We start from the raw sequence: 15531 nt of genomic DNA, 5'->3' as shown, positions 1-15531 counted from the left end.
ATCTCTCTGTCTTTAGAACGCGTGGAAGACGAAGCCGGCGACGACCGCGCCGATCACGCCGAGCGCCGCGACGCCTCCGACGGAGACGCCGACGATCGCGCCGACCTTGTGGCTGGTCTTCTTGGGCGGGACGATGTTCGTGCTGACCGTCGGCACGTGCGTCGAGATGGCGCGAGTGGCCGCCACGGGCTCGACGCTCGAGTTCGGCGCGACGTCTCGGTCGTGCTGGTCGAGCAGGTGGTCGATGTCGGGGCCGTCGAAGTGACCCTGGACCTGGCCCGTGGCGCCAAGGCCGCGCGGCAGGTCGATCGACCCGGTGAGCAGGATCTCGCCGGTCGCGTTCAGCGGGCCGGTCATGTCGGCGGCGGACGGGATGACCGGCAGGATCAGCGCGTGCGACGCGGTCGTGGCGCCGGAGGATTCGACCGAGCGGGTGTGGGCGTCGGCCGCCCCCTGCGCGATCACGTCGTCGAAGCTCTCGCTCGCGCCGAGGGACCAGTGGCCCGTGGGCGGCTGATACGCCCGCACCTCGCCCGTCGTCGGGCCGACCGGCGCGTCGTCGATGACCTCGGGCTCGGCGGCGGTGAACGCGGCCGGCACCTCGGGCTCGGGCGCCTCGGAGATGACCTCGGGGGCGGCGACCGCCGCCTGCGGCAACGGCAGCGCGGCGATCGGGACGTCGACGATGGGAGCAGCGGGGGCGGGCTCAGCGGATGCCTCGGCCGGAGCGCCGTGCTCGACCGGCGCCGACTGGATCTCCTGCGCCTGCTGCAGCGCCCGCAGCTGACGGCGGGTGAGCGGCACGACCGGCGCGGCCGCGGACGATTCCGGGGTCGCCTCCTGGGCCGGGGGCGGCGGTGCGTCCGTCTGCACGACAGGCCGCAGATCCGCAGGTTCAGGGGCGGGCGATGCGGAGAAGGGGAGCGCGACGGCGGGAACCTGCTGCTCACCGGTGGTCGATTCGACCTGTGCTGCCCGCTCCATCTCGCGGAGCTGACGGCGCGTCAGCGGCTGCTGCTGATCCTGCCTCAACGTCATGCCACGCTCCGATACAGATGGTGCTTGGAGATGTACTGGACAACGCCGTCGGGAACCAAGTACCAGACGGGGAAGCCCCTGCTCACCCGACTGCGGCAATCCGTGGAGGAGATCGCCAGTGCCGGGACTTCCAACAAGCTTACGTCGCCCGTCGGCAAACCCGTAATGCTCAGTTCATGTCCCGGACGACTCACAGCGACGAAGTGGGCGAGCTCCCAGAGCTGGTCGACGTCGTGCCAGGTGAGGATCTGCGCGATCGCGTCAGCGCCTGAGATGAAGTACAGCTCGTCATCGGGTCGCTCGGCCTTCAGGTCGCGCAGGGTGTCGATCGTATAGGTGGGCCCCGGGCGATCGATGTCGACGCGGCTCACGGTGAAGCGCGGGTTGGATGCCGTCGCGATCACGGTCATCAGGTAGCGGTGCTCGGCCGGGCTGACGGGGCCCTTCTGCCAGGGCTGGCCGGTCGGGACGAACACGACCTCGTCGAGGCCGAACGACTGAGCGACTTCGCTCGCTGCGACCAGGTGGCCGTGGTGGATCGGGTCGAAGGTGCCGCCCATGACGCCGACACGTCGCCGACCCTGCTGAGGCACGACCATCTGCGCTGGCGGCTCCGACTCGACCTAGTGCTGGCCCGGGTGGCCGGCGCCGTGCGACTCGGAGCCGGTCGAGGTCATGTGCTGCGCCGCCTCGGGGTCGTGGGACGGGGCGTGCCGGCGAGCGACATCCTTGTAGCTCCAGGTCACGGCGCCGAGGAAGATGAACGCGACCGCGCCGATGATGCCGTACACCACCGCCGGGATGGGCAGCTCGTGCTCCTGGTACTCGAACGCGGCGAGGACGGCGGTGTGCAGCATTGCGGATTCGTTCCTTTCGACGTGGGGCGTCGGGTTCAGTCTATCGGCGGATCTGCCCGGAACCGCGCACCAACCACTTCGTGCTGGTGAGTTCGGGCAGGCCCATCGGCCCCCGGGCGTGCAGCTTCTGGGTCGAGATGCCGACCTCGGCGCCGAAGCCGAACTCGGCGCCGTCGGTGAAGCGCGTCGAGGCGTTGACCATGACGACGGCGGAATCGACCTCGGCGAGGAAGCGATCGGCGTTGCCGAGGTCGTTCGTGATGATCGACTCGGTGTGGCTCGTCGAGTAGCGGCGGATGTGCGCGATCGCCTCGTCGAGATCGTCGACGACGCGCACGGCGAGGTCGAGGCTCATGTACTCGGTCTCCCAGTCCTCCTCGGTGGCGGGCACCGCGTCGGGGAAGATGGCGAGAGCGCGCTCGTCGGCGTGGATGGTGACGCCCGCTGCGCGCAGGGCGCCGAGCACGGGCGGCAGGAGCCTGGTCGCGGCATCCGCATGCACAAGCAGCGTCTCGACGGCGTTGCACACGCTCGGCCGCTGCACCTTCGCATTGCGCACGATGTCGACGGCCCAGTCCTCGCGGGCGCTCTGGTCGAGCACGATGTGCACCACGCCGGCCCCGGTCTCGATGACGGGGACGGTCGACTCTGTGACGACCGTCTGGATGAGCTGCGCGCTTCCCCGCGGCACGAGCAGGTCGACCCGGCCGCGTGCGCGCATGAGCTCGGATGCGCCCCGGCGCCCGAAGCGATCGATGGTCTGCACGGATGCCGCCGGCAGCCCCGCCTGCCCAAGGGCGGCCTGGATGGCTGCGACCAGGACCGCGTTGGTGCGCTCGGCTGCCGACCCGCCGCGCAGAACAGCCGCGTTGCCGCTCTTCAGCGCGAGCGCCGCGATGTCGACCGTGACGTTGGGCCGCGCCTCGTAGATGGCGCCGACGACGCCGAACGGCACCCGCACCTCTTCGAGGTGGACGCCGTTCGGCAGGGTGCGCCCGCGCACCGACTCGCCGACCGGGTCGGCGATGCCGACGATGTCGAGCACGGCGTCGGCAACGCCCTGCACCCGCTCGGGCGTCAGTGTCAGCCGATCGAGCAGGCCGCTGCTCAAGCCGTTCTCGCGGCCGCGAGCCAGGTCTTCGCGATTCGCCGCCACGATCTCGTCGACATGGGCGAGCAGCTCGTGGGCGACGGCCTCGAGCGCCGCGTCCTTGGCGGAGGAGTTCGCCGTCGCGAGCACACGGGCCGCACGCTTCGCCTCGTCGAGGTCGGCGTAGAAGGCCGCGGAGTCGAAGTCGCCCGTCGGGGGCGCCGTCGGATTCTCGAGCAGGGACATGAGGCGAGTCTAGTTTTGCGGCGCCGGTTCGAAGTAGGTGCCGACGGATGCCCCGTCCAGAGCCTGCGACACGAGATCGATCGACGTCAGCACGACCGCGATGCCGGCCTCGGCCGCATGCCGGGCGGCGGAGACCTTCGTCACCGCTCCCCCGGTGCCGACCCCGTTCACGGTCGTCGCCCCGATCTCGACGCCGGCCAGCCGGTCGTCGATGCCCACGTACGGGATCTGCTCGGCGCCGGGCTGCTGCGGGGGCTTCGTGTAGAGCGCGTCGACATCGGAGAGGAGGACGAGCACCTCGGCGCCGATCAGCCGCGCGACGAGGGCGGCGAGCCGGTCGTTGTCGCCGAACCGGATCTCGTGCGTGGCGACGGTGTCGTTCTCGTTGACGATCGGCAGGATGCGCAGCTGCAGGAGCCGCTCCATGGCCCGCTGCGCGTTCTCGCGGTGGGTCAGGTCCTCCATGTCGTTCGCCGTGAGCAGCACCTGGCCCGCGACGATGCCGTAGGGGTCGAGGGCCGCCTGGTAGCGGTGCATGAGCACGTTCTGCCCGACGGCGGCCGCGGCCTGCTGCGTTGCGAGCTCGTCGGGGCGAGACTCGAGCTCGAGGAACGGCATGCCCGTCGCGATCGCGCCCGACGACACGAGGACGATCTCGGCGCCCTTGCGATGCGCCGCCGCGAGGGCGAGCACCAGGGGCGCGATCCGCCAGGAGTTCTCGCCGCTGATCGACGAGGAGCCGACCTTGACGACGATGCGCTTGGCCGAGGTCAGAACGGGTCGTGCGCTAATCGTGGTCCCCCTCGACCTCGTCGCCCGCCCACAGGCCGGCCTCGCGCTCGGCATCGAGCTCAGCGCGCGCCGCCGCCTTGCCGTCCATGCGCTCGTAGTACTGCTCTCGACGCTCGCGGCGCGTGGCGCGCGAGTTCTGGTTGAGGCGCTCGTCTGTGCCGCGCGGCGCGGTGACGAGCTCGGCGGTCGAGGTCAGCGTGGGCTCCCAATCGAACACGATGCCATTGCCCGGCCCGATGACGACGGTGTCGCCGGCGACAGCGCCTGCCGCGAACAGCCCGTCTTCGACGCCGAGCTTCGCGAGCCGGTCGGCGAGGAAGCCCACTGCCTCGTCGTTCTGGAAGTCGGTCTGGGCCACCCACGCCTCGGGCTTCTGACCGAGCACGCGGTAGTAGGTGCCGTCGCTGCCGCCCTCGACCTTGACGGTGAAGGGCACGGCATCGACGGCCTTCGGGCGCATGACGATGCGCGGGCGCTCCTGCTGTTCGGCCGCCTGGCGCGTGCGCTCTGCCTCGACGATCTCGGCGAGGGCGAACGACAACGGGCGCAGCCCCTCGTGGCTCACGGTGGAGATCGCGAACACGCGGAAGCCGCGCGACTCGAGCTCAGGGCGCACGAACTCTGCGAGATCTTTGCCGTCGGGCACATCGACCTTGTTGAGTGCCACCAGCTGCGGGCGATCGAGCAGCGGCACCTGGCCCTCTGGCACGGGATATGCGGCGAGCTCGGCCTGGATCACCTCGAGATCGGTGATCGGGTCGCGCCCCGGCTCGAGCGTCGCGCAGTCGAGCACATGGAGCAGCGCGGTGCAGCGCTCGACGTGACGCAGGAACTCGAGACCGAGCCCCTTCCCCTCACTGGCGCCCTCGATCAGCCCGGGCACGTCGGCCACGGTGTAGCGAACATCGCCCGCCTGGACGACGCCGAGGTTCGGCGTCAGCGTCGTGAACGGGTAGTCGGCGATCTTCGGCTTCGCGGCGGAGAGGGCCGCCACGAGCGACGACTTGCCCGCCGACGGATAGCCGACGAGTGCGACATCCGCCATCGTCTTCAGTTCGAGCTCGACGTCGCCTTCCCAGCCGGGCGTTCCGAGCAGTGCGAAGCCCGGCGCCTTGCGCTTCGGGTTCGCGAGGGCCGCGTTGCCCAGCCCGCCGATGCCCCCGGCAGCAACCACGAAGCGCATGCCGGGCTCGTCGAGGTCGACCAGCTCTTCGCCGTCGGCGCTCTTGACGACCGTGCCGACCGGCACGGGAAGCTCGAGATCCTCGCCGCGGGCACCGTGCCGCATGTCGCCCATGCCGAAGCCGCCGTTCTCGCTGCTCTGGTGGGGGCGGCGATGGTAACCGAGCAGGGTCGTGACCTGCGGGTCGGCGACCAGAACGATGTCGCCGCCGTGCCCGCCGTTCCCGCCGTCAGGGCCGGCGAGCGGCTTGAACTTCTCGCGGCGCACGCTCACGCAGCCGTTTCCGCCGTGACCGGCCCGCAGATGCAGCGTCACGTGGTCGACGAACGTCGCCATGAGGTCTCTCCTAGGGGTGAATGCAAGAGGGGCGGGCCGAAGCCCGCCCCTCCATTGAATCTCAACGATTCCTGGTCTACGCCTCGGCCGTCACGATGTTGACGACCTTGCGGCGGCCCTTGACGCCGAACTGCACGGCGCCGGCCGACAGGGCGAAGAGGGTGTCGTCGCCGCCGCGGCCCACGTTGGCGCCGGGGTGGAAGTGGGTGCCGCGCTGGCGGACGATGATCTCGCCGGCGTTCACCTGCTCGCCGCCGAAGCGCTTCACGCCCAGGCGCTGCGCGTTCGAGTCACGGCCGTTGCGAGTGGAGCTCGCGCCCTTCTTGTGTGCCATCTGGAGTGCCTCTATGTCTCTCGGAGTCCTGGGGACTACTTGATGCCGGTGACCTTGACGCGCGTGAGCTCCTGGCGGTGGCCCTGGCGCTTCTTGTAGCCGGTCTTGTTCTTGAACTTCTGGATCACGATCTTCGGGCCGCGCAGGTCGCCCAGGACCTCAGCGGTCACGGTCACCTTGGCGAGGGCCTTGGCGTCGGAGGTGATCTTGTCACCGTCGACCAGGAGCACCGGGGCGAGCTCGACGTTGCCGTTCTCGTCAGCCTTGATGCGGTCGAGGGTCACGATGGTGCCGACCTCGACCTTCTCCTGCCGACCACCGGCGCGCACAACTGCGAAAACCACTTCTGTACCTACTTCTCCGGGGAGCGAAGCCGCTCCGATGCTTGATTTCTGGGTGACTCACCGGCCTGCGAGCGACTGTCTGCGACAACCGATCGGGCTCGGGAAACCGAGGTTACGGCGCGGCACGAGCCAGCGCACGCCAACAATCAAGAGTACCTGATGCGGCATGGCCGGTCAAAACCGCTGCCGACCGGCCGCGCAGTGCGCTCCGGTAGGCTCGAGGCCCATGACCGTGCTGATCGATCGCCCAGCGTGGCCCGCTCACGGAACACTCTGGTCGCATCTCGTCAGCGATGCGTCCCTGCAAGAGTTGCATGACTTCGCGCAACGGGCCAGGGTGCCACGCCGTGCGTTCGATCTCGATCACTACGACGTGCCGGCCGAGCGCTATGACGAGCTCGTCGCCCTCGGCGCCCAGCCGGTGTCGATGCGTCAGCTCGTCGAGCGTCTGCGCGGCAGCGGTCTACGCGTCCGCGCCGTCGACCGGCGCTGACCCCGACTGACCGGACTCGGTCGTCAACGCCCCCGTCGAGACCCGGCGGCTGCGGCGGGGCTGCTTGGCCGGAAGCGAGTCGAGCACCGAGTCCAGCAGCTGCGCGGTCGCCTCGGCGTCGACACGGCGAGACTCGGCCACGGGGTGCGCCTCGGGCAATTCGATGGCGGATGCCTGAGGCTGCGGCTGCTCGGGCGGCGCAGCATCCCCCGCTCCCCCGCTGCGCGCACGGCGCGAGCGCGAGCGTCGGCCGCCGGAGCGCGCCCCCTCTTCGGCCGGCGCCGCCTCGCCCTGCTCGGGCTGCGCGTCGACGTCGATGACCTGCACGGGAGAGGTGACCGGGTGGCCGAGCGTCGAGGCCGCGATGCGGGCAAGGCTGCTGCGCGCCTCCTCCGTCAGCTGGTGCGTGCCCTCGTGGGTGTGCGCGCCGTTCCCGTTGCCGTTGCCGCTGTTCGAGGCGCCACCGCCGTTGCCGTTGCCGCCTCGCTCGCCGCGACCGCCTCGACGGCGCTCGCTGCCGCGCTCAGGCTGCTGAGAGCGGTGCTTCACAACGGGGTCGTGGTGCACGATGACACCGCGGCCTGCACACACCTCGCAGGGCTCGCTGAAGGTCTCGAGCAGGCCGAGACCGAGCTTCTTGCGCGTCATCTGCACGAGGCCGAGCGACGTGACTTCGGCCACCTGGTGCTTCGTGCGGTCGCGGCTCAGGCACTCCACGAGCCGCCGAAGCACGAGGTCGCGGTTCGATTCGAGCACCATGTCGATGAAGTCGACGACGACGATGCCGCCGATGTCGCGCAGCCGCAGCTGGCGCACGATCTCTTCCGCCGCCTCGAGGTTGTTCTTCGTGACGGTCTCTTCGAGGTTGCCGCCCGAGCCGACGAACTTGCCGGTGTTCACGTCGATCACGGTCATGGCCTCGGTGCGGTCGATGATGAGCGAACCGCCCGAGGGCAGCCAGACCTTCCGGTCGAGCGCCTTCTCGATCTGCTCGGAGATGCGGAACTCGTCGAACGCGTCGTCCTTGTCGCCGCTGTACGCCTCGACGCGCTCGAGCAGATCGGGAGCGACGTGACCGAGATAGCGCTCGATGGTCTCGCGGGCGTCATCGCCCTGGATGATCATCTTCTGGAAGTCCTCGTTGAACACGTCGCGGACGATCTTGATGAGCAGATCGGGCTCGCTGTGCAGCAGCGCCGGCGCCTGCACCTTCTCGACCGCCTCGCGGATCTCGGCCCACTGCGCGGTCAGCCGGTTCACGTCGAGGGTGAGCTGCTCGTCGGTCGCACCCTCCGCAGCGGTGCGCACGATGACGCCCACGTTGTCGGGCAGAACCTCTTTGAGGATCTTCTTGAGGCGGGCGCGCTCGGTGTCGGGCAGCTTGCGGCTGATGCCGTTCATCGACCCGTTCGGCACGTAGACGAGGTACCGGCCGGGAAGCGAGACCTGGCTGGTGAGCCGAGCGCCCTTGTGGCCGACCGGGTCCTTCGTGACCTGCACGAGCACCTTGTCGCCGGGCTTGAGCGCGAGCTCGATGCGACGGGGCTGATTCTTCTCACCGGACTCGGCCTGCGCGGCCTCCCAGTCGACCTCGCCCGAGTAGAGCACGGCGTTGCGGCCGCGGCCGATGTCGACGAACGCGGCCTCCATGCTGGGCAGCACGTTCTGCACCTTGCCGAGGTAGACGTTGCCGATGAGCGACGCCTCCTGGCTCTTGGCGACGTAGTGCTCGACGAGCACCTTGTCCTCGAGGACGCCGATCTGAATGCGCCCCGCCTTCGACCGCACCACCATCGTGCGCTCGACGGCCTCGCGGCGCGCCAGGAACTCGGCCTCGGTGATCACCGCGCGCCGGCGGCCCGCGTCGCGACCGTCACGGCGGCGCTGCTTCTTGGCCTCGAGGCGCGTGGACCCCTTCACCTTCTGCGGCTCGGTGATGAGTTCCGGCTCGCGCTTGGCGGGCTTCTCGCGTTCGCGCGGCTGGTCGTCGGATGCTCCGCCGGAGCCCCCTCGCCTGCGACGTCGCCGGCTGCCCGGTGCTCCCCCGTCGGGCTCGGTCCCGACCTCGTCCTCGTCGTCGATGTCGGGCAGGGCGATCACGGGCGGCGCCTGGAACAGCAGCGTCGTCGTCGAGACCGGGCCCGCGAGAGGCGCCGCCTGCTGCGAGCCGACCACGGGGATCGGGGTCGTCAGCGGCTGCGGCAGCGGCGGCGCCAGGGGGTGGTCCTGATCGGCGGCGACGGCCTCCTGGTCGATCGGCGCCGGCTCGGGGGCACCCTGCTCGGTCGCGACCAGAACGTCGGGCTGGGCCGGCGACTCGGAGGTCACGGGCGGGGCATCCGTCTCTTCGGCCTTGCGGCGACGCCCTCCGAAGAAGCGGCCACGACGCTTGCCTGCGCCTTCGGTCGCGCTGTCCTGCGTGTATTCATCTTTTTCCACCATCTCTGGTGCACTCCTCGTACCGAGCGGCCGAAGCCTGCGCCCCGGTCGCTACGGGAACTCTCCTGGGGCAGCTTCTGCAGCTGCCGCAAACCTTCACTCGGCGGGCCAGATCGCCCGCCTGCCCGTGTTCGCTGTGGGAACACGAAAACCTTGTCTTCTGCGGCCATCGTCCGCCTGGCGGGACGGCCTGCAGCCCATTATCGCACGGCGTGTCTTCCGGCCCGGTTCATGCCTAACCCGGCATGCGATACTCGGCCCTGTGTCAGACACCGCACCCGAGACCGAAGACCGCCCGCGCCATCTTGCGCTCGCCCTGCTGCTGATCGTCGGCGGCGCGCTCGGACTCCTCGCCTCGTTCTCGCTCATGAAGGACGACCTCGCCCTCCTCGCCGACCCGAACACGAACCTCGGCTGCTCGATCTCGGCGTCGATCCAGTGCGGGAAGAACATCGGGTCGTGGCAGGGCAGCGTCTTCGGATTCCCGAACCCGATGCTCGGGCTGATGATGTTCACCGCGCCGATCATCGTGGGGGTCGCGCTGCTCGGCCGTGTGGAGTTCCCGAACTGGTTCTGGCTGCTGTTCAACCTGGGGCACTGGTTCGCGATCGGCTTCATCGCGTGGCTCTCGACCGAGAGCATCTTCTTCATCGGCACGCTCTGCCCCTGGTGCGCGCTGGTCTACGCCGTCGTCATCCCGATGTGGCTCGCGGTCACGCTGCACAACATGGCGGTCGGCCGCTATGGGAAGGCGCTCATCGGCACGGGCACGGCGCTCGTGACCTGGGTGCCGCTGCTGTCTCTCGTGCTCTACGTCGTGATCGCGCTCGAGGCGCAGCTGCGCCTCGACCTGATCAGCCAGCTGTTCGGCTGAGCGCTCGGCTAACCGAACCAGAGGGCCAGCTCGCGCGCGGCGGACTCGGGCGAGTCGGAGCCGTGCACGAGGTTCTGCTGCACCTTGAGGCCCCAGTCGCGGCCGAGGTCGCCGCGAATGGTGCCGGGCGCGGCCGTCGTCGGGTCGGTCGTGCCCGCGAGTGAGCGGAACCCCTCGATGACGCGCTCGCCCGCGACGCGGATCGCGACGATCGGACCCGACTGCATGAATTCGATCAGCGGCTCGTAGAACGGCTTGCCCTGGTGCTCGGCGTAGTGCTGCGAGAGCAGCTCGAGGTCGGCCTCGACCAGGCGGATGTCGACGAGCTGGTACCCCTTCGCCTCGATGCGGCGCAGGATCTCGCCGGTCAGGTTGCGGGCGACGCCGTCGGGCTTGACGAGGACGAGGGTCTCTTCGACAGGGGTGGTCACTGCGGGTTCTCCGTTTCGTTGTGCTTCTGCCGCTCGACCTTATCGGCCGAGTACATGGCGTAGATCCAGATGGCGAGGAACAGGGCGCCGACGATGAACATCATGTGCACCCAGATGCCGGCGAGGATGGCGAGCACCTGCACGGCGAAGCCGATCCGGGCGCCGACGCGGTACCGCAGGGTCAGGATGGCCACGATGGCGAGGGCGATCAGGACGACGCCGCCGGTGATCACGACCGCTGACGGCGCGACGTGCAGGCCCCACGCGACGAGGCCGCCGAGGAACAGCACGATCAGCTCGAAGCCGAGCACGATCGAGCCGACGGACTCGCGGACGCTGCGGTTCCTCACTCGCCGTCCTCCGCGCGGGGCGCCTTCCACCCTCGCTCGGTCGCGAGAGCCATGGCCTCGCCCACGAGGGTGATCGAACCTGTCACCACGACGGCCCGCTTCGGGCCCTCGAGAGCCCACGCGCGCGCCGCCTCGATCGCCTCGCCGAGATCCTCGACCTCGTCGACGCGCTCGTGCGTCCACTCGTAGACGTCCTCGGCGAGATCCTCGCTCGATCGCGCACGGTCGGAGTGGGATTGCGTCACGATCATCGTCGCGGCCGCCGGCGACAACTCGTCGACGATGCCGCGCGCGTCCTTGTCCTTGAGCACGCCGAGCACGAACGCGATCTCGTCGAAGTCGAAGAAGCGCTCGAGCGCGGCGCGCAGCGTCGCCGCTCCGGCCGGGTTGTGCGCGGCATCCACGATCACGGTCGGCTCGGTGCCGATCAGCTGCAGGCGCCCGGGGGACGTCGCGCCTGCGATGCCCTCTTCCACGAGCTCGTGCGTCAGCTTGTGCGCGCCGCCGCCGATGAACGCCTCGACCGCGGCGATCGCGACCGCGGCGTTCTGCGCCTGATGGTCGCCGTAGAGCGGCAGCGTGAGCCCGTCGTAGGCGCCCGCCGTGCCGCGCACGTCGATCAGCTGGCCGCCGACGGCGACGGACGTCGCGGTGACGTCGAATTCGGCCGGCTGTGCGATCACGGATGCCCCGTGCCGGGCGGCCGCCGCCTGCAGCTCGCGCATCGCCTCAGGCGTCTGCCGAGCCGTCACGACCGTGGCGCCGTCCTTGATGATGCCGGCCTTCGTCCGCGCGATCTCAGCGATGGTGCCGCCGAGCTGGGCCATATGGTCGAGCGCGATGGGCGTGAACACCGCCACCGTGCCGTCGCCGACGTTCGTGGAATCCCACTCGCCGCCCATGCCGACCTCGATCACCGCGACGTCGACGGGGGCGTCGGCGAAGCAGGCGAAGCCGAGCGCCGTCACCGCCTCGAAGAACGTCAGCCGCGGTCGGCCCGCCGCCTCGAGCTCCCCGTCGACCAGGTCGAGGTAGGGCTTGATCTCTTCCCAGTTCCGGGCGAGCGCCTCGTCGGTGATCGGCTCGCCGTCGATCAGGATGCGCTCGTTGAAGCGCTCGAGGTGCGGGCTGGTGAGCAGGCCGGTGCGCAGACCGTAGGCGCGCAGGATGCTCTCGGCGATGCGGCTCGTCGACGTCTTCCCGTTCGTGCCCGTGATGTGGATGATCGGGTATGCCTTCTGGGGGTCGCCGAGCACCTCGACGGCGCGTCTGGTCGCGTCGAGGCGGCGCTCGGGCTTCGCCTCGCCGACGCGCTCGAGCAGTTCCGCGTAGGCGGCGTCGGCCGCTGCGCGGTACGAGTCGTCGCCCGGAGCCTGTCGAAGGGTCATGCCGACACCTCCACCTTCTGCACGTCGATCGACGGCTCGCCGACCGCCACGTCGAAGTCGACGGCCAGTGTCTCGGCCGCGATGAGCTCGGCGTGGGTGCGTGCGGCGGCTGCGGATGCCTCGTCGAGCGTGAGCTGCAGCCGGATGCGGTCGCTGACGTCGAGCCCCGCGGCCTTGCGCGCGTCCTGCACGTTGCGGATGAGGTCGCGGGCGGCGCCCTCGGCTGCAAGCTCGGGCGTCACGTAGGTGTCGAGCAGGACGAAGCCTCCGCCGGGCAGCAGCGCGAGCGCCTCTGAGCCGTCGCCCTTCTGCGCCACCTCGAGCACGAGCTCGTACTCCCCCGGCTCGAGCGCGATCCCGCCTGCGGTCACGACGCCGTCGCTCTCGCTCCAATCGCCGCCGCGCGCCGCCTTGATGGCGTCCTGCACCTGCTTTCCGAGGCGCGGTCCCGCCGCGCGGGCGTTCACCGACAGCCGGCGGGTGATGCCGTAGTCGTCCGCACTCGTCTCGGTCTCTGCCACGAACGCCACCGCCTTCACGTTCAGCTCGTCGCGCAGGATTCCGTCGAAGGCCGAAAGCCGCGAGGCATCCGGCACGACGACCGTGAGCTGTGCGAGCGGCAGGCGCACGCGCAGGCCGTTCGCCTTGCGCAGCGACAGGCCCGTCGAGGCGATCTGACGCACGGCGTCCATCGCGGCGACCAGCTCGTGGTCGGCGGGCAGCTCGGCAGCATCGGGCCAGTCCTCGAGGTGCACGCTGCGCCCGCCGGTGAGCCCCTGCCAGATGTGCTCGGTGACGAGCGGCAGCAGCGGCGAGGCGAGGCGGCAGAGCGTCTCGAGAACCGTGAACAGCGTGTCGAAGGCGTCGGCGTTCTCGCCGTCTTCCGTGACCCCGACCCAGAAGCGGTCGCGCGAGCGGCGCACGTACCAGTTCGTCAGCACGTCGGCGAAGTCGCGCAGGGCGGCGGCGGCGAACGGGCTGTCGAGGTCGTCGAGGTGCTCTGTGACCGACTCGACCGTCTCGCGCAGCTTGGCGAGGATGTAGCGGTCGAGCTCGTTCGTCGAGTCCGTGCGCCGCGTCGCCTCGTACCCGCAGGCGTTCGCGTAGATCGTGAAGAAGTAGTACGAGCTCCACAGCGGCAGCAGCAGCTCGCGCACACCCGAGCGGATGCCCTCTTCCGTCACGATCAGGTTGCCGCCGCGGATCACCGACGACGACATCAGGAACCAGCGCATCGCGTCGGAGCCGTCGCGGTCGAACACCTCGGAGACATCCGGGTAGTTGCGCAGGCTCTTCGACATCTTCTGCCCGTCCGAGCCGAGCACGATGCCGTGGCTGAGCGCCGAGCGGAAGGCCGGCCGGTCGAAGATCGCCGTCGCGAGCACGTGCTGCACGTAGAACCAGCCGCGGGTCTGGCCGATGTACTCAACGATGTAGTCGGCCGGGTTGTGGGTGTCGAACCACTCGCGGTTCTCGAACGGATAGTGCACCTGCGCGAACGGCATCGACCCCGAGTCGAACCAGACGTCGAACACGTCGCTGATGCGGCGCATGGTCGCGCGTCCGGTCGGGTCGTCGGGGTTCGGTCGGGTCAGCTCGTCGATGAACGGGCGGTGCAGGTCGACCTGCCCCTCGGCGTTCCTCGGCAGGGTGCCGAAGTCGCGCTCGAGCTCGTCGAGCGAGCCGTAGACGTCGATGCGCGGGTGGTTCGCGTCGTCGCTCTTCCACACCGGGATCGGCGAGCCCCAGAAGCGGTTGCGGCTGATCGACCAGTCGCGCGCGCCCTCGAGCCACTTCCCGAACTGCCCGTCCTTGACGTTCTCGGGCACCCAGGCGATCTGCTGGTTCAGCTCGAGCATGCGGTCCTTGAACTCGGTCACGCGCACGAACCAGCTCGAGACCGCCTTGTAGATCAGCGGGTTCCGGCAGCGCCAGCAGTGCGGGTACGAGTGCTCGTAGCTCGCCTGCCGCAGCAGGCGGTGCTCGCTGCGCAGCAGCTGCGTGAGCGGCTTGTTCGCGTCGAAGACCTGCAGGCCGGCGACGGGGGCGATGTTCGCGAGGAACTTCCCGCCGTCGTCCACCGAGACGATCACCGGGATGCCGTTCGCCTCACAGACGCGCTGGTCGTCCTCGCCGTAGGCGGGCGCCTGGTGCACGATGCCGGTGCCGTCTGCCGTCGTCACGTAGTCGTCGACGAGGATGCGCCATGCATTCTCGGTGCCCCACGTCTCGGCATCCGCGTAGAAATCCCACAGCCGGTCGTATTGCACGCCGGCGAGCTGCGCGCCCATGATCGTGCGGGTGACGGATGCCAGCGCGGCGGCCGCGTCGTCGTAGCCGAGGTCCTTGGCGTAGTTGCCGACGAGGTCGACGGCGAGCAGGTACTCCCCCGCCTCTTCCGGGGTGTCTGCGGCGCCGTTCGGGCCGGCCGGCACGACGGCGTACTCGATGTCGGGCCCGACGACGAGCGCGAGGTTGGTCGGCAGCGTCCAGGGGGTGGTGGTCCACGCGAGCGCGCGCACCGCGGTGAGCCCCAGCGACTCGGCCTTCTCGCCGACCAGCGGGAACGTGACCGTGACGGTCTGGTCCTGGCGCACCTTGTAGACGTCGTCGTCCATGCGCAGCTCGTGGTTCGACAGCGGCGTCTCGTCGCGCCAGCAGTAGGGCAGCACGCGGTAGCCCTCATAGGCGAGGCCCTTGTCGTAGAGCTGCTTGAAGGCCCACAGCACGCTCTCCATGAACGACAGGTCGAGGGTCTTGTAGCCGCCCTCGAAGTCGACCCAGCGCGCCTGGCGGGTGACGTAGGCCTGCCACTCCTCGGTGTAGCGCAGCACGGATTCCTTCGCGGCGCGGTTGAAGGCGGCGAGACCCATCTTCTCGATGTCTGCCTTGCCGTTGATGCCGAGCTGCCGTTCGGCCTCGAGCTCGGCGGGCAGGCCGTGCGTGTCCCACCCGAAGACGCGCTTGACCTGCTTTCCCCGCATCGTCTGGTAGCGCGGGAACAGGTCCTTCGCGTAACCCGTCAGCAGGTGCCCGTAGTGCGGCAGGCCGTTCGCGAACGGAGGGCCGTCGTAGAACACCCACTCGTCGCAGCCCTCGCGCTGGTCGACGGATGCCTGGAAGGTGTCGTCCTCCTTCCAGAAGGCGAGCACCTTCTGCTCGATCTCCGGAAAGCGCGGGCTCGGGACGACTTCCGGCTCATCGGACTTGGGGTACGGCAACGCGGCTCCTCAGTGGATCTGAATCACTAGCCGAGGACGCGGCTCTCGTCGCGCGGTACCACCTCGATTGATGCGGCACCTGGATGCCGCACCCTCTCGTTTCTGAGGCTGTGAC

General features: G+C 69.6%; 15 protein-coding genes. 2 read left to right on the top strand and 13 right to left on the bottom strand.

Annotation, left to right across the window (positions count from 1 at the left end):
- Positions 1-12: 12 nt before the first annotated feature.
- The 8 genes from ABD716_RS12525 to rplU all read right to left on the bottom strand — a co-directional run bounded on the left by ABD716_RS12525 (position 13) and on the right by rplU (position 6220).
- Positions 13-1038: a hypothetical protein gene (locus tag ABD716_RS12525; protein WP_344777381.1), complete on the bottom strand. Its 1026-nt coding sequence runs from the start codon at positions 1036-1038 to the stop codon at positions 13-15.
- The gene (gene nadD / locus ABD716_RS12520; RefSeq protein WP_344777379.1) at positions 1035-1637 is read right to left on the bottom strand and encodes a nicotinate-nucleotide adenylyltransferase; all 603 of its coding nucleotides are present in this window, start codon (positions 1635-1637) and stop codon (positions 1035-1037) included. Before nadD ends, ABD716_RS12525 begins: the two co-directional genes overlap by 4 nt.
- A gap of 24 nt (positions 1638-1661) precedes the next feature.
- Positions 1662-1895 carry a hypothetical protein gene (locus ABD716_RS12515; RefSeq protein WP_344777377.1) on the bottom strand — a complete coding sequence of 78 codons (234 nt, stop codon included), beginning with the start codon at positions 1893-1895 and terminating at the stop codon, positions 1662-1664.
- A gap of 40 nt (positions 1896-1935) precedes the next feature.
- On the bottom strand, positions 1936-3231 hold the full coding sequence (locus ABD716_RS12510) for a glutamate-5-semialdehyde dehydrogenase (protein ID WP_344777375.1): 1296 nt from the start codon (positions 3229-3231) through the stop codon (positions 1936-1938).
- A gap of 9 nt (positions 3232-3240) precedes the next feature.
- Positions 3241-4077: a glutamate 5-kinase gene (gene proB, locus ABD716_RS12505; protein WP_344777373.1), complete on the bottom strand. Its 837-nt coding sequence runs from the start codon at positions 4075-4077 to the stop codon at positions 3241-3243.
- Positions 4019-5542 (bottom strand): GTPase ObgE, encoded by a 1524-nt coding sequence (obgE, locus tag ABD716_RS12500; protein ID WP_344777371.1) that lies wholly within the window; start codon positions 5540-5542, stop codon positions 4019-4021. Before obgE ends, proB begins: the two co-directional genes overlap by 59 nt.
- 76 nt (positions 5543-5618) lie before the next feature.
- Positions 5619-5876, bottom strand: a complete 258-nt coding sequence (gene rpmA / locus ABD716_RS12495; RefSeq protein ID WP_344777369.1) for a 50S ribosomal protein L27 — start codon at positions 5874-5876, stop codon at positions 5619-5621.
- A 35-nt stretch (positions 5877-5911) separates the two neighbouring features.
- The gene (gene rplU / locus ABD716_RS12490) at positions 5912-6220 is read right to left on the bottom strand and encodes a 50S ribosomal protein L21 (RefSeq protein WP_344777367.1); all 309 of its coding nucleotides are present in this window, start codon (positions 6218-6220) and stop codon (positions 5912-5914) included.
- A gap of 226 nt (positions 6221-6446) precedes the next feature.
- Here rplU and ABD716_RS12485 point away from each other — a divergent pair, with 226 nt between their 5' ends.
- A complete protein-coding gene (locus ABD716_RS12485) occupies positions 6447-6713 on the top strand; it encodes a DUF4031 domain-containing protein (protein ID WP_344777365.1) in 267 nt (88 codons plus the stop codon).
- On the opposite strand, the gene ABD716_RS12480 is transcribed toward ABD716_RS12485, so the two are convergent.
- Positions 6684-9155: an Rne/Rng family ribonuclease gene (locus tag ABD716_RS12480; protein ID WP_344777363.1), complete on the bottom strand. Its 2472-nt coding sequence runs from the start codon at positions 9153-9155 to the stop codon at positions 6684-6686. The two genes, ABD716_RS12485 and ABD716_RS12480, sit on opposite strands and share 30 nt — an antisense overlap.
- A 259-nt stretch (positions 9156-9414) precedes the next feature.
- Here ABD716_RS12480 and ABD716_RS12475 point away from each other — a divergent pair, with 259 nt between their 5' ends.
- Complete coding sequence (locus ABD716_RS12475; RefSeq protein ID WP_344777361.1) at positions 9415-10026, top strand: vitamin K epoxide reductase family protein; 612 nt, start codon at positions 9415-9417, stop codon at positions 10024-10026.
- A gap of 8 nt (positions 10027-10034) precedes the next feature.
- Here the strand turns inward: ABD716_RS12475 and ndk are convergent, their stop codons facing one another.
- The 4 genes from ndk to ileS are packed head-to-tail and all read right to left on the bottom strand — an operon-like array spanning position 10035 to position 15416.
- Positions 10035-10457 (bottom strand): nucleoside-diphosphate kinase, encoded by a 423-nt coding sequence (gene ndk / locus ABD716_RS12470; RefSeq protein WP_344777359.1) that lies wholly within the window; start codon positions 10455-10457, stop codon positions 10035-10037.
- Positions 10454-10807 carry a DUF4233 domain-containing protein gene (locus tag ABD716_RS12465; protein WP_344777357.1) on the bottom strand — a complete coding sequence of 118 codons (354 nt, stop codon included), beginning with the start codon at positions 10805-10807 and terminating at the stop codon, positions 10454-10456. Before ABD716_RS12465 ends, ndk begins: the two co-directional genes overlap by 4 nt.
- Positions 10804-12195: a bifunctional folylpolyglutamate synthase/dihydrofolate synthase gene (locus ABD716_RS12460; RefSeq protein ID WP_344777355.1), complete on the bottom strand. Its 1392-nt coding sequence runs from the start codon at positions 12193-12195 to the stop codon at positions 10804-10806. Before ABD716_RS12460 ends, ABD716_RS12465 begins: the two co-directional genes overlap by 4 nt.
- Positions 12192-15416 carry an isoleucine--tRNA ligase gene (gene ileS / locus ABD716_RS12455; protein WP_344777353.1) on the bottom strand — a complete coding sequence of 1075 codons (3225 nt, stop codon included), beginning with the start codon at positions 15414-15416 and terminating at the stop codon, positions 12192-12194. The genes ABD716_RS12460 and ileS overlap by 4 nt, the downstream gene beginning before the upstream one ends.
- Positions 15417-15531: the final 115 nt, after the last annotated feature.

Source organism: Gryllotalpicola kribbensis, assembly GCF_039538245.1.
In the GTDB taxonomy this organism is placed as follows: domain Bacteria; phylum Actinomycetota; class Actinomycetes; order Actinomycetales; family Microbacteriaceae; genus Gryllotalpicola; species Gryllotalpicola kribbensis.
The sequence above is the reverse complement of the archived record's forward strand: the minus strand, read 5'-3'. Positions and strand labels throughout refer to the sequence as shown.

What these genes read in the sequence shown, in the direction of transcription:
- ABD716_RS12525 (WP_344777381.1), bottom strand. Translation starts at nt 1,038, where the DNA reads ATGACGTTGAGGCAGGATCAGCAGCAGCCGCTGACGCGCCGTCAGCTC.
- rpmA (WP_344777369.1), bottom strand. Translation starts at nt 5,876, where the DNA reads ATGGCACACAAGAAGGGCGCGAGCTCCACTCGCAACGGCCGTGACTCG.
- proB (WP_344777373.1), bottom strand. Translation starts at nt 4,077, where the DNA reads ATGCCGAGCGCGAGGCCGGCCTGTGGGCGGGCGACGAGGTCGAGGGGG.
- ABD716_RS12485 (WP_344777365.1), top strand. Translation starts at nt 6,447, where the DNA reads ATGACCGTGCTGATCGATCGCCCAGCGTGGCCCGCTCACGGAACACTC.
- nadD (WP_344777379.1), bottom strand. Translation starts at nt 1,637, where the DNA reads ATGGTCGTGCCTCAGCAGGGTCGGCGACGTGTCGGCGTCATGGGCGGC.
- obgE (WP_344777371.1), bottom strand. Translation starts at nt 5,542, where the DNA reads ATGGCGACGTTCGTCGACCACGTGACGCTGCATCTGCGGGCCGGTCAC.
- ABD716_RS12515 (WP_344777377.1), bottom strand. Translation starts at nt 1,895, where the DNA reads ATGCTGCACACCGCCGTCCTCGCCGCGTTCGAGTACCAGGAGCACGAG.
- ABD716_RS12460 (WP_344777355.1), bottom strand. Translation starts at nt 12,195, where the DNA reads ATGACCCTTCGACAGGCTCCGGGCGACGACTCGTACCGCGCAGCGGCC.
- ABD716_RS12510 (WP_344777375.1), bottom strand. Translation starts at nt 3,231, where the DNA reads ATGTCCCTGCTCGAGAATCCGACGGCGCCCCCGACGGGCGACTTCGAC.
- ABD716_RS12480 (WP_344777363.1), bottom strand. Translation starts at nt 9,155, where the DNA reads ATGGTGGAAAAAGATGAATACACGCAGGACAGCGCGACCGAAGGCGCA.